At 48.7% G+C, this 12,701-nt stretch carries 14 protein-coding genes; all 14 read left to right on the top strand.

Translation table 11 applies throughout. The features are described 5' to 3' along the window. The first annotated feature begins 4 nt into the window (after positions 1–4). The 14 genes from hslU to flgG all read left to right on the top strand — a co-directional run bounded on the left by hslU (position 5) and on the right by flgG (position 12,633). Positions 5–1,402 (top strand): ATP-dependent protease ATPase subunit HslU, encoded by a 1,398-nt coding sequence (gene hslU, locus JOD01_RS11035; RefSeq protein WP_204518369.1) that lies wholly within the window; start codon positions 5–7, stop codon positions 1,400–1,402. Positions 1,403–1,440: 38 nt separating this feature from the next. Next, positions 1,441–2,220, top strand: a complete 780-nt coding sequence (gene codY / locus JOD01_RS11030) for a GTP-sensing pleiotropic transcriptional regulator CodY (protein ID WP_204518368.1) — start codon at positions 1,441–1,443, stop codon at positions 2,218–2,220. Positions 2,221–2,561: 341 nt separating this feature from the next. Continuing rightward, the gene (gene flgB / locus JOD01_RS11025) at positions 2,562–2,969 is read left to right on the top strand and encodes a flagellar basal body rod protein FlgB (RefSeq protein WP_204518417.1); all 408 of its coding nucleotides are present in this window, start codon (positions 2,562–2,564) and stop codon (positions 2,967–2,969) included. A gap of 6 nt (positions 2,970–2,975) precedes the next feature. After that, on the top strand, positions 2,976–3,437 hold the full coding sequence (flgC, locus tag JOD01_RS11020; protein ID WP_204518367.1) for a flagellar basal body rod protein FlgC: 462 nt from the start codon (positions 2,976–2,978) through the stop codon (positions 3,435–3,437). Positions 3,438–3,450: 13 nt separating this feature from the next. Beyond that, positions 3,451–3,750: a flagellar hook-basal body complex protein FliE gene (fliE, locus tag JOD01_RS11015; RefSeq protein WP_204518366.1), complete on the top strand. Its 300-nt coding sequence runs from the start codon at positions 3,451–3,453 to the stop codon at positions 3,748–3,750. Between the two features lie 31 nt (positions 3,751–3,781). Beyond that, complete coding sequence (gene fliF, locus JOD01_RS11010) at positions 3,782–5,365, top strand: flagellar basal-body MS-ring/collar protein FliF (RefSeq protein ID WP_204518365.1); 1,584 nt, start codon at positions 3,782–3,784, stop codon at positions 5,363–5,365. 12 nt (positions 5,366–5,377) lie between these two features. Continuing rightward, entirely contained in the window at positions 5,378–6,391 is a 1,014-nt protein-coding gene (gene fliG, locus JOD01_RS11005; RefSeq protein ID WP_204518364.1) for a flagellar motor switch protein FliG, read from the top strand. Continuing rightward, complete coding sequence (locus tag JOD01_RS11000; protein ID WP_204518363.1) at positions 6,375–7,196, top strand: FliH/SctL family protein; 822 nt, start codon at positions 6,375–6,377, stop codon at positions 7,194–7,196. The genes fliG and JOD01_RS11000 overlap by 17 nt, the downstream gene beginning before the upstream one ends. Continuing rightward, positions 7,193–8,515 (top strand): flagellar protein export ATPase FliI, encoded by a 1,323-nt coding sequence (gene fliI / locus JOD01_RS10995; RefSeq protein WP_204518362.1) that lies wholly within the window; start codon positions 7,193–7,195, stop codon positions 8,513–8,515. The genes JOD01_RS11000 and fliI overlap by 4 nt, the downstream gene beginning before the upstream one ends. Then, positions 8,515–8,961, top strand: coding sequence for a flagellar export protein FliJ (gene fliJ, locus JOD01_RS10990; RefSeq protein WP_204518361.1), 447 nt, complete (start codon positions 8,515–8,517; stop codon positions 8,959–8,961). The genes fliI and fliJ overlap by 1 nt, the downstream gene beginning before the upstream one ends. Positions 8,962–8,972: 11 nt before the next feature. Next, on the top strand, positions 8,973–9,869 hold the full coding sequence (locus tag JOD01_RS10985) for a MotE family protein (protein ID WP_204518360.1): 897 nt from the start codon (positions 8,973–8,975) through the stop codon (positions 9,867–9,869). A 57-nt stretch (positions 9,870–9,926) separates the two neighbouring features. After that, positions 9,927–11,306, top strand: a complete 1,380-nt coding sequence (locus tag JOD01_RS10980; RefSeq protein WP_204518359.1) for a flagellar hook-length control protein FliK — start codon at positions 9,927–9,929, stop codon at positions 11,304–11,306. Positions 11,307–11,332: 26 nt separating this feature from the next. Next, positions 11,333–11,728 carry a TIGR02530 family flagellar biosynthesis protein gene (locus JOD01_RS10975; protein ID WP_204518358.1) on the top strand — a complete coding sequence of 132 codons (396 nt, stop codon included), beginning with the start codon at positions 11,333–11,335 and terminating at the stop codon, positions 11,726–11,728. A gap of 89 nt (positions 11,729–11,817) precedes the next feature. Further along, positions 11,818–12,633, top strand: coding sequence for a flagellar basal body rod protein FlgG (flgG, locus tag JOD01_RS10970; RefSeq protein WP_204518357.1), 816 nt, complete (start codon positions 11,818–11,820; stop codon positions 12,631–12,633). Positions 12,634–12,701: the final 68 nt, after the last annotated feature.

Here is a 12,701-nt window from a genome sequence, read left to right as displayed (position 1 = left end):
CACAATGAACGCAGAACAGTTAACTCCCAGAAAAATTGTAGAACATCTTGACAAATATATTGTTGGGCAAGCGCAAGCCAAAAAAGCCATTGCCGTAGCGCTGCGGAACCGTTACAGACGCAGCCGGCTGCCCGAATCGATGATCGATGAAGTCGTGCCGAAAAATATATTGATGATCGGTCCAACCGGGGTCGGCAAGACGGAAATTGCTCGGCGGATCGCGAAATTAACCGGCGCTCCTTTTGTTAAAGTAGAGGCGACGAAATTTACGGAAGTCGGTTATGTTGGACGCGACGTTGAGTCAATGGTGCGCGATCTGGTCGAAGCTGCGATTCGGACTGTCAAATCGGAGAAGATGGAAACGGTTAAGGAGAGAGCAGAAAAGTTGGCGAACGAAGCGATTGTCAACTATCTGGTTCCTTCCCGCAAACCGCAAAATCAGTTTAAAAATCCGTTTGAGATGTTTTTTGGCGGGCAACAGCAAAATCAAACGCACTCAACCGAAGCAGATGACGCCTCTGTGGAACAGCAGCGCAGACAAGTCGCCTGGCAACTGGATGCCGGACAGTTGGAGGAGCAAACGATTGAAATCGAAGTGGAGGATCAGGCTCCGACCATGTTCGATCTGTTTCAAATGCCGGGCTCCGAGCAAATGGGCATGCAAATGCAGGATATGTTAGGCAACTTGTTGCCAAAGCGCACGAAGAAACGAAAATTGCGAATAAAAGAAGCGCGCAAGGTATTAATTCAACAGGAAGCGCAAAAACTGGTAGATATGGATGAAGTGATTCAGGAAGCGATCTATCGAGCTGAACAGCACGGAATTATTTTTATTGACGAAATTGACAAGATCGCAGGAAAAGAAGGGCGCGGCGGCGCAGATGTATCCCGGGAAGGGGTGCAACGCGATATTTTGCCAATCGTGGAAGGTTCGACGATTATGACCAAATACGGTGCGATCAGAACCGACTACATGCTCTTTATTGCTGCAGGGGCATTCCATATTGCCAAACCGTCTGACTTAATTCCAGAGCTGCAAGGGCGTTTCCCGATCCGGGTTGAACTAACCAGTTTGCAAAAAGAAGATTTTGTTCGGATTCTTACCGAACCGAAAAATGCGTTGTTAAAACAATATACCGCTTTGCTGGAAACCGAAGGAATCAAGGTGGAATTCACAGAAGAAGCCATTCTTGAACTGGCCAAACTGGCCGAAGAGGTAAACCAGGCAACGGATAACATTGGCGCGAGAAGATTGCATACGATCATGGAAAAGCTGTTGGAAGATCTGTCATTCGAAGCTCCCGACATCCATCTGGAGACCGTACGGATTACTCCCGAATATGTAAAAGAGAAATTGGCCAATATCGTCGGCAATCGCGACCTAAGCCAATACATTTTATAAAACTGGGTCAGGCAATAACTTCCAGGAGGAAAAAGAAAATGGATTTGCTCTCAAAAACAAGAAGAATTAACCGTATGTTGCAAAAATCGGCTGGCCATGCCGTGAACTTTAATGAGATGGCCGAGGTATTGAGTGACGTCATTGAAGCCAATATTTATGTCGTCAGCAGAAAAGGGAAATTGTTGGGTGTGGCCATTCACCAAGATGTAAACAATGAGCGGATTCGCAAAATGTTGGAAGAGCGTCGTCTGCCGGAAGAATACAGCACCGGTCTTTTGAAAGTCGAAGAAACTTCTGCCAATCTTGATGTCGACAGCCCGTACACGATTTTCCCGGTGGAAATGAAAGAGGTATTCCGCAGCGGATGGACTACCTTGGTTCCGATCATCGGCGGCGGCGATCGCTTGGGCACGTTGATTCTCGGTCGCGTAAACAATGAATTTGTTTCCGATGACTTGATTCTCGCAGAAGTGGGAGCCACTGTTGTCGGGATGGAGATTTTGCGGGAGCGTTCGGAAGCGATTGAGGAAGAAGCGCGCAGCAAAGCGGTTGTGCAAATGGCGATCGGTTCGCTGTCGTATAGCGAATTGGAAGCTGTGGAGCATATTTTTGAGGAACTTGACGGCAAAGAAGGTCTGTTGGTCGCTTCCAAAATTGCCGACCGTGTCGGAATTACCCGTTCCGTGATCGTAAACGCTTTGCGGAAGCTGGAAAGCGCCGGGGTCATTGAATCCCGTTCCTTGGGAATGAAAGGGACCTTCATAAAAATACTGAATGAAAAACTGTTGCCAGAGTTGGAAAAATTAAAAACGTCTTAAGTAGCATCGGCTTAATTGTAAACAAGACGCAGCTTCGGACTGCGTCTTGTTTTATTTTTGTAAAAAGGCAAATAGGAAATATGAAGAGATAAAATTAGGACAAAAGATATATTTTTCGACTGGTTTCCCCAAAAAATTCAGCATAACTTTTCAATAATGTAATCATACTTACCAGTAATCGGGATTTTTTTCATTTTATTCAAACGTACACAAGGTCTTTGTGCCTATTTTTGTCTTATTATCGTTTAACCTCGGTAAATATTCTGTCGAATCAGAAGGAATTGTCGAATCGTTGTAGAAATTTTTAAAAACGATCATTAATTGAAAAGGGGGGGTTGATGTTGCTAGATTCAAATCATTTGAGAATTTTGGAACGTTCTCTTGATGTGGGTACACTTCGTCAGCGAACAATTGCCAACAATATAGCGAATATGGATGTTCCCAACTTTAAAAGCAAGCAGGTAGTGTTTGAAGATTTGTTACAGCAGGAACTCTCCGGTTCTACCCCTAGCTTAGCAGCGTACAGAACCAATGAAAAACATCTGCCTTTTGGAACGACTGGAGAAATTCCGAAGCCCGTCATTACGTCCAATCCAAACGCAATTGTTCAAAACAACGGCAACGATGTTGATGTTGAGTATGAAATGAACCAGTTGGCAAAAAACCAAATTTGGTATACGGGGTTAACCCAGATAACAAATGGCTATTTCCAAAAACTTCGTAGTGTAATCAATGGCGGAGGGAGTTAATTTTAAATGAGCATGTTTAGAAGTATGGATACAAGTGCTTCGGCATTGACCGCCAATCGCCTGCGGCTCGATACGATTTCGGCAAACGTGGCAAACGCGAATACGACCCGTGCCAAGTTAGTCAATGGGGAATGGCAGCCCTACCGCAGAAAAATTGTGGAAGTAAGTCCGAAGACCAATGAGTCGTTTGATAATTTTCTGCAAGCAGCCATTGGCGGGGTCAATGGAACGACGGAAGCCGGTGTCAGAGTGACCGCAATCAAAGAAGATACGACGCCGTTTAAATCCGTCTACGATCCGACCAACCCGGATGCCAATGCAGAAGGCTATGTGATGATGCCAAACGTTGATGTGATGAAAGAGATGGTGGACATGATTTCCGCTTCCCGCTCATACGAAGCAAACGTTACAGTATTGAACGCATCGAAAAGCATGATGATGAAAGCACTCGAAATTAACGGTAAGTAAGGAGTAAACATCTATGGAAGTTAATTCTCTGCTGCAAACCAATTTCATCCCGGCAAAAGCGCCTGCTGTTTCTCCGACGCCGGCGGAAGTGGCCAAATCGTTTTCCAGCTATTTGACCGATGCCCTAGATCAGGTCAATCAGGCGCAAGTCGATTCGGCCAAACTGAATGATCAATTTGCGGCCGGTCAAATCGAGGATATCCATCAGGTGATGGTGGCAAGCCAAAAATCTTCGCTGTTGTTGAGCTTGACGGTACAGATGCGCAACAAAGCGATTGAGTCATACCAAGAAATTATGCGCATGTCGCTATAAGGATGGTGAGATTAACCTGGTGGGGTGAATTATGAACGAACGGTTGCTTTTATACAGAGATAAGCTAAAAGAAAAGTGGAGCGGTTTGAGCAACAAGCAGCGTTGGATGTTGATCGGAGCTTCTTTGTTTTTGCTGATTGCCCTTGGTTTGTACATATACATTTCTGCACAGCCCGTATATAAACCATTGTATAATCAGGGTCTAACTCCAAAGGAAGTCGGCGAGATCAAAGCGGAGCTGGACAAACAACAAATTCCGAACCGCATCACCCAAAACGGAACCAGCATTGAAGTTCCGGAAGCGATGGCGCAAGACGTGATCGTCGATTTGGCTGCACAGGGCATCCCGAGTGAAGCGGGCATTAACATGGAGTTGTTTGGTTCCAATAACTTGGGAATGACTGACCGCCAGTTCGCGGTGATGAAGAAGGACGCGCTGCAACAAGAAGTGGCCAAAATGCTGGGAAAAGTGGACGGCGTTCGCGAAGCGCAAGTGATGATCAGCCTTCCGGAAGAAAATGCGCTTGGCATCACAAGCGATCCGGAACAGGCTACTGCTTCAGTGATTGTCAATGTGGAACCAGGGACACGGTTAAATCAGGAGCAAATTAAGGCCTTATATTATCTTGTATCCCGAAGTGTGCCAAAATTGCCGCTGGAAAACATTACAATTACGAACCAGTTTTCGGAAATGTTGACGCTGGATGAGCAAGGCGGAGCTAACGGTTCGCTTGGAACGTTTGAAGACCAGGAAAGAATTAAAAAAGAAGCACAGGAATCCATCCAACAAAATCTCTACAATTTGTTGGGAACGATTATGGGCAGGGACAAAGTGATCGTCCATACTTCGGTTCAAATGGATTTCTCCCAGGAGAATCGGGTAGAGAATCTGGTCGAAGCTCCTGACAAGGAAAATAACGAAGGTCTTATTATCAGTTCGCAGAAACTGTCCGAAACCTATTCCGGACAAGGTGCCCCTCCCGGCGGAGCGGCTGGTACAGGACAGAATGATGTGGCCAGTTTCCCTGGCACGACCTCTCAGGGAACGCAAAGTGACTATGAAAAGATAAACGATGTGGTAAATCGCGAAGTGAATCGCATCACGCGAAACATAACCATGAGTCCTTATAAAATCGAGGACATCTCGATTAACGTGGGTGTGGAACCACCCGATGGCGGTCAGCTTGATCAGCAAACATTGGATAATATCAGACAAGTACTGCGGAATGTGGTCCGGGTAACGCTGAGTGAAAAAGGAGTCGAGCTTACCCAACAACAGCTGGACGATCGCATTATGGTATTCCCGAGAACGTTCTCCGGAAAAGTCGCTGATACGACTGCTACCAACCTGAACCCATGGATTTATGGAGCTGGCGCACTCGCTTTGCTGGCCATCGGTACAGTTGCCTTCCTCGTCTATCGCAGACGCCGTCAGGCAAAACAAGTTGCCGAAGAAGTTCCAGATCTGCCGCAACCGCAACCATTTGAAGTCCCTGAACTGGAAATTACACCGGACGGAGACGAATATGTGGTACGCAAGCAATTGGAAAAACTAGCCCGCAGCAAGCCGGACGAGTTTGTTGTATTGTTGCGGACATGGCTAGCAGAAGATTAGGAGTGAAGATGAATGGCTCGCGGTGCCAAAGAGTTGACAGGTCGGCAAAAAGCTGCCATATTGCTTATCTCGCTTGGTCCTGAAGTTTCCGCGCAAGTGTTCAAACATTTGCGCGAGGAAGAAATTGAACAGCTAACCTTAGAGATAGCCAATGTTCGTAAAGTAGATTCAGAAGACAAAGACCGGATCTTGTCCGAATTTCACCAGATCGCCGTCGCCCAAGAGGTGATTGCCCAGGGCGGGATTACCTATGCTCGCGATATTTTGCAAAAAGCATTGGGTGAATCAAAAGCAATGGACATCATCAATCGCTTGACAGCGAATCTGCAAGTTCGACCTTTTGATTTTGCAAGAAAAGCAGATCCGGGACAAATTTTAAACTTTATTCAAAACGAACATTCGCAAACGATCGCGCTGGTTCTTTCCTATCTGGAGCCTGCACAAGCTGCGATGATCTTGTCGGCTTTGCCGCAAGACCGCCAGGCGGATGTAGCCAAACGGATCGCCCTGATGGACAGCACATCGCCTGATGTAATCGCCCAGGTGGAACAAGTGCTGGAGCAGAAGCTTTCTGCAACGGTCACGCAAGATTATACGCAAGCGGGCGGCATCGAAGCGATCGTCTCCGTGTTGAACGGGGTCGACCGCGGAACAGAACGGACGATTCTCGATGCGCTTGAAATCCAGGACCCGGAGCTGGCGGAAGAAATCAAGAAACGGATGTTTGTATTCGAAGATATCGCCACTTTGGACAACCGCTCGATTCAACGCGTCATTCGCGATGTCGAGAACGCCGATTTGCAGCTTGCGCTTAAAGTCGCCAGCGAAGAAGTGCGTGAAACGATTTTCCGCAATATGTCGAAACGGATGGCGGATACCTTTAAAGAAGAAATGGAATTTATGGGACCGGTGCGATTGCGTGACGTCGAAGAAGCACAATCGCGCATCGTCGGCACGATCCGCCGCCTGGAGGAAGCTGGTGAAATCATAATCGCGCGCGGTGGAGGAGATGATATCATTGTCTAGGATCATCAAATCTTCTCATTATTCCACCATACAGGAGAAGATGCTTCTCACTGCTAAGCTTCCTTTGCCCATTATGACGGAAGAAGACGCACAAAAGTTGCAAGAACAGGAAGAAAAAATCTCATTTGCCGATCAGGAAGCGAAGAAAATTGTGCGTGACGCTGAAGAGATGGCGGAGAAAATCATGCAAGAGGCTGTTCAACAGGCAGAGCAGCTCAAGCAACAGGCGCGGCAAGAAATCGAGCAATGGTGGAAGCAAAAGCAAGAGGAAGCCGAGCGCCTGTATGCCGCAACTTTTGAAGAAGCGAAAGAAAATGGCTATGCCGCAGGACTGGATGAAGGAAAAACACTTGTGCTCCAGGAAGAGCGGGAAAAAATCGAGGCTGCCGCTGAATTGGTGCGCAGTGCCCATCAGAAAAAAGAACAAATTATTGCGGAAGCGGAACCTTTCTTGATCGAGTTGAGCACGCAAATTGCCAAAAAAATCATCGGCGATGAACTGGAGTCGTCGCCGGAAAAAATTCGCGACCATGTAATCAGAGTGTTGCAGCGATCGCGAATTCACGGTGAAATCACGCTCTGTGTGAACCACAAAAATCATGCGCTGATGGAAGAAAACCGGGCGCAATTGCTGTCGATCTTGGAAGGGCAAGCTGAGTTGATCATTTATCCCGACTATACGGTACAGGATGACGGTTGTGTGATTCGCACGGCTCTTGGCAGCATTGATGCGCGAATTGATACGCAATTGAGCGAAATCAAACAAGTACTGCTGGAAATTGCGCGAGGAAGTGAAGCGACATGACCATCCTGGATTTGCGAAAATATAGTCTTGCCTTGGATAATCTGGTGCCTTACCGGGTGAACGGCAAAGTGACGCAGGTGGTTGGGCTGACGATCGAGTCACAGGGGCCGGAAGTGAAGCTGGGCGACCTTTGCTACATTTATTCTCAAAAAAAGGACGAGCCGGTTTTTGCCGAGGTTGTCGGTTTCCGTGAAAATAAAGTGTTGCTGATGCCATTGGGAGAATTGTCCTCCATAGGTCCCGGCAGCGATGTCGTCGCCACAGGCAAACCGTTGTCGATCAAGGTCGGACCGGAACTTCTCGGCATGGTTCTTGATGGTCTCGGACGGCCGCTGGACGGCAAAACGCTTCCGTTCGCCATGCAGGATTTTCCGACGGACAACCAGCCGCCCAATCCGCTGCTGCGTCCGCGGATTGCGGAACCGCTCAGCGTTGGCGTTCGCGCCATCGACGGACTGCTGACGATCGGCAAAGGACAGCGGGTCGGGATTTTTGCCGGTTCCGGGGTTGGGAAAAGCACCTTGCTCGGGATGATTGCCCGAAATACGACGGCGGATATTAACGTGATCGGACTGATTGGAGAGCGCGGCCGGGAAGTTAAAGAGTTTATCGAACGGGATTTAGGGGAAGAAGGTTTGAAGAGATCGGTCGTCGTCGTGGCCACTTCCGATCAGCCGGCGATGATTCGCATCAAGGGCGCGATGATCGCGACGGCAATTGCCGAATTTTTTCGCGATCGGGGACTGAATGTCATGCTGATGATGGATTCGGTAACCCGTTTTGCCATGGCGCAGCGTGAAGTGGGACTGGCTGTTGGGGAACCACCGGCGACAAGAGGTTATACGCCTTCCGTGTTTGCGATGTTGCCAAAACTGTTGGAACGTTCCGGCACGGCCAAAAAGGGAAGCATTACGGCGTTCTATACCGTACTGGTTGACGGGGATGACATGAACGACCCGATCGCCGATGCGGTGCGCGGGATTTTGGACGGGCATATTGTGCTTGATCGGAAAATTGCTCAAAAGGGCCATTTTCCAGCGATTGATGTGCTGGCCAGCGTCAGCCGGGTGATGAGCGAAATCACCACTCCGCAGCACCTGGATGCGGCCAGACAACTGAAACGATACATGGCCACTTATAAAGAGTCAGAGGATTTGATCAACATTGGCGCTTACAAACTCGGGTCCAACCGTGAAATCGATGCGGCCATTCGTTATCGCGATATTATTCGGGAGTTTACGGGACAGGGAACGCATGAACCGAGCGATTTGGAAACAAGTATTACGGCGTTAATCGCCCACTTTGGAGGTCATTATTAGTGGCAAAATTTACTTATCATCTCCAAAAAGTGCTTGATTTGAAAGAAAAAGAAACGGAACAGGCACGCTGGGCTTTAGGCAAGTCCTTGCAAAAGAAAGAAGAAGAAGAAAAAAAACTGGATCGGCTGACGGAGCGGCGCAACCGGCTGACGGATTATTTGTTTGAAGTTCAAGATCAGGCTTGCAGTGCTGCACAGTTGATCGAAATATCCCGTTATCGGCAAGTGATGGACCGGGCGATCGATCAACAGCTTGTCGCGATTCATGGATGTGAACTGGAAGCGGAGCGGCACAAGGTGATTCTTACGGAACGAATGAGAGAATCCCAGTTATGGCAAAAGCTGCGGGAACGCTCCCAGGAACAGTTCCAGTACGCGGAATCGGTCAAAGAGCAAAAGGAACTGGATGAAATAGGACTCATTCGCTACATCCGGCGCAGCAATTAGGGGGGATATTTATGGACGAAATCCAGGAAGAGAAGGGGTATAGCAGGTGGGAATGGGTTTTTTACATGGTTATCATTCCCGCATTGTTTGCGGCGCTTCTCGGCGGAGTACTGTTAAGCTTACTGGGAATCAACGTCGTCGGCAAGGTAATGGATTGGGCCAATACGATACCGTACGTGGAAAAGTTAATCCCTGACAAGGAATCCAGTCAGGCAACCGCTGCGAGTAAAGGCGGAGAAGCGAAACAGCAGCCGCAACAGCTTTCTGCTGAACAGCAGCTTGCCAAACAGCAGCAAACGGTAACGACCTTGCAAACGGAGACGAAGCAAAAAGATCAAACGATTCAAGGTTTGCAGCAGCAAGTCCAGGATTTGCAAAAGATGATGGAAGACAAGAAAACGACGGAAGAAGAACGGCAAAAACAGTATCAGGATCTTGCCAAGCTGTATACGTCCATGGCGCCAAAGAGTGCCGCTGCGATTATTTCCAACTTGCCGCTTGAGGAATCCGTAACGGTCTTGACGAAAATGAATGCGCAGCAAAGGGCTGACATTTTGGCGAAAATGGACCCGAAACAGGCTGCCGATCTTTCGGTCTTATTAAAAGATACGGTCGTCAACAAGGATGATGATATCGCAGCTTTACAGGAGCGGGTGAAGGTTTTAACCAAGGCATTGAGTGAAACCAGACAAGATTCCACCAGTTTGGATTCGTTGATTAATACATTTTCGCAAATGCCTGCAGATACTGCAGCCTCAGTGATTTCTTCTTTAATGAATACCAATCAAAGCAGAGCTGTTTCGCTTATGGCTGGCTTGTCCAGCGATAAACGGGCAGCAATACTGAGTGCCCTGGCCAAAACAAATGAACCCATGGCTTCTCGCATCACGAGCGAGTTGCTCCGATAGAAATCATCTTTCTATCGTTTACATAGCAACAATCCAAACAAGGAAAGGAGGAGAAACATGAACACAATCGTCACATCTTCAGCACCGCTCGCAACTCCATCAGCCAATGCCGGATCGGCTTCCGCCGCCGTTGGGATCAATTCGGCAGGCGCGAACCAGGCGGAAGGACTTGGCAACCTGTTTGCCATGCAGTTGGGCAATTTGCTTGCAGATGCGCAACCGGGAGAAGCGGTTTTGGAACCAGGCGAAAACAGCTTTGATGAGGAGCAGTTGGCCACGATGAACGATCTGCTGACTTTGCTGCAGCAACTTGTAAACGGAACTGGCGCTTCACCACAACAGTTGGAACAGCTTCCGGAACAGCTCCAAGCATCGGAATCGTTACCGTTCTCCGCGCAGACGCAGGCTATGCGTCTAAGCGAAGAGCAGTTGCAGCAAATCACGGCAGCGTTGACGCAACAAGGCTTGTCACAACAGGATGCGAATAAGGCTGCTGCGTTCATGGCAGCTTTGGCCCAAACCGCGGCTTCGGAGCAGCAACCGTCGGTACGCGAACTCATGCAGCAGGCAAAAGCGTTGCTGGAACAACTGGGGGTAGAGGTGGTTCCACAGGAGAACACGGCTGAAACGTCCAAGAAGGATAAAGTCAGCAACCTGCTGAAAACAAATGCTCACTTCCTGGCGCAGACACGGTCAACGGATGTGAACAGCTTGCAAACAGAATCAGCCACTTCGCAAAATTGGTTGAAGGTGAACGCTGCCTTGTCCAGCTATCAAAACGAGGCTGCAGTAACGGTGAAAAGTACAATCGTGCCGTCAGTTGCCGAGCAAAGCGGCAATGAACTGACAGACAGCGGCTCTATGATGGAAGCAACTCCGTTGACTCCGCAATCTGCCGCCATGCCGCAAACCGGAAATTCGTTTGCCGCCCAATTGCAGCAAACGGAACCGCAGCATGTGCGTTCTGCTAATTTCTTGCAAGACATGGCGAATGTTTTTGTCAAACAGATGAAAGTGGTGGAACAGCAGGGTATATCTGAGGCCAAACTGATCCTGCATCCGGAAAGCCTGGGGCAAATCGATGTGAAGATCACGTCAAACAATGGCGTCATCACCGCCCACTTCACTGCCGACACGTCCAGCGGAAAGGAACTGTTGGACAATCAATTGCAGCAACTGCGCCATGCTCTCGTTCAGCAAGGGTTGCAGGTCGATCGCCTGGAAGTAACCCAACAGCAAGACCAACCGCAGCTGGCCTTCCAGCAGCAGCAGCGTGAACAAGCACGGCAACAGCAGGAAGATGGTCGCCAACAGAACAAAAACAAGCAAGAGGAGCAAGAAGAGTTCTCGCTCGAATCATTGGTTGACACTTCCGGCAGCTTGTCCAGTTTGCGCGAACGGTTACGCCAAGTTGGCACGGTGGAGTACTCCGTCTAAGCGTATCGAAGGAAGGAGCTGGCAACATGAGCTACAACTTTCGGGTAGGGCAAACCTACTATCCGCCCAATTTACGGAGCGTCTCCAACCAGCCTGTTGAGACCCCGGTAAAAAAACCGTTTGAACAGTGGCTATCAGACAAGCTGGATGCTGACCAATCGGAAACCCGGGCGATCACCTTTAGCCAACACGCGCTTAACCGATTGCAGCAACGATCCATCACCTTGACAGACTCTGGACTGGGGAAATTGCAGGATGCTGTGCAAAAAGCGGCGGATAAGGGAGCAAAAGAATCGTTGATTATGATGGACAATGTTGCCTATGTGGTAAACATCGCAAATCGCAAAGTGATTACCGTAGTTGATTCGCTCCATATGAAAAACAACTTGTTTACGAACATTGACAGTGCGATTTTTGTCTAAAAGCTTTTGAAACGGGCTGGCCCTCGACGAGGAAGCCTTTGGATTACCGACCGACAGAGGTAATCACGAATGAAAAGGGGGAAAATGAAATGCTTCGTTCTTTATATTCAGGTGTTTCCGGATTGCAAGGGTTTCAAACGAAACTGGATGTAATCGGCAATAACATCGCTAACGTGAATACGGTTGGCTTCAAGAAAAGCCGGGTTGTTTTCCAAGATATTTTGAGCCAAAATATTGCCGGCGCAACTGCACCGGCCGATGATGGTCTGGGCGGGATTAACCCGAAACAGATCGGTTTGGGTTCCAAAGCGGCCTCAATCGAAACGATTTTTACGACTGGCAGCCCGCAGACGACCAACGTACCGACTGACTTGTCCATTGAAGGCGATGGTTTCTTCATGGTGCAAAACGCTGCCGGAGCGATTTACTATACCCGTGCAGGCAACTTCACCTTGGACGCCGCTGGCAACCTCGTTACTTCCCAAGGGATGAAAGTGTTGGATTCCGGTGGTGCACCGATCAACTTGCCGCCTGATGAAGTAGTATCCTACTCGATCGGTCAAGATGGTTCGATCAACACTGTGGATGACACGGGAGCGGTTACGGAAGGATATGCCCAACTGGGGGTTATGACCTTCACGAACCCAGCCGGTTTGAACAAAATTGGCGGTTCGCTGTATGAATATACCGTAAACGCCGGTGCGGCCAACGATGATCCGCTTACGCCGGTAACTCCGACGGACGCCAACGTGAAAATTATTTCCGGTCAATTGGAAATGTCCAACGTCGATTTGTCGGAAGAATTGACGGAAATGATCGTTGCCCAACGTGGCTTGCAGGCAAATTCTCGGATTATCACAACATCGGACAGCGTTTTGGAAGAACTGGTCAATCTGAAACGATAATATCAGCTGAAATGAGTGGATGAGGGGAAAGCCCTTCTTTCCCCTCCGCCATTTCGAAAGGGGATCGC

The organism is Brevibacillus fulvus, assembly GCF_016908525.1.
GTDB lineage: Bacteria > Bacillota > Bacilli > Brevibacillales > Brevibacillaceae > Brevibacillus_G > Brevibacillus_G fulvus.
Note: the sequence above shows the minus strand (reverse complement) of the source record. Positions and strands in the feature narration are given on the sequence as shown.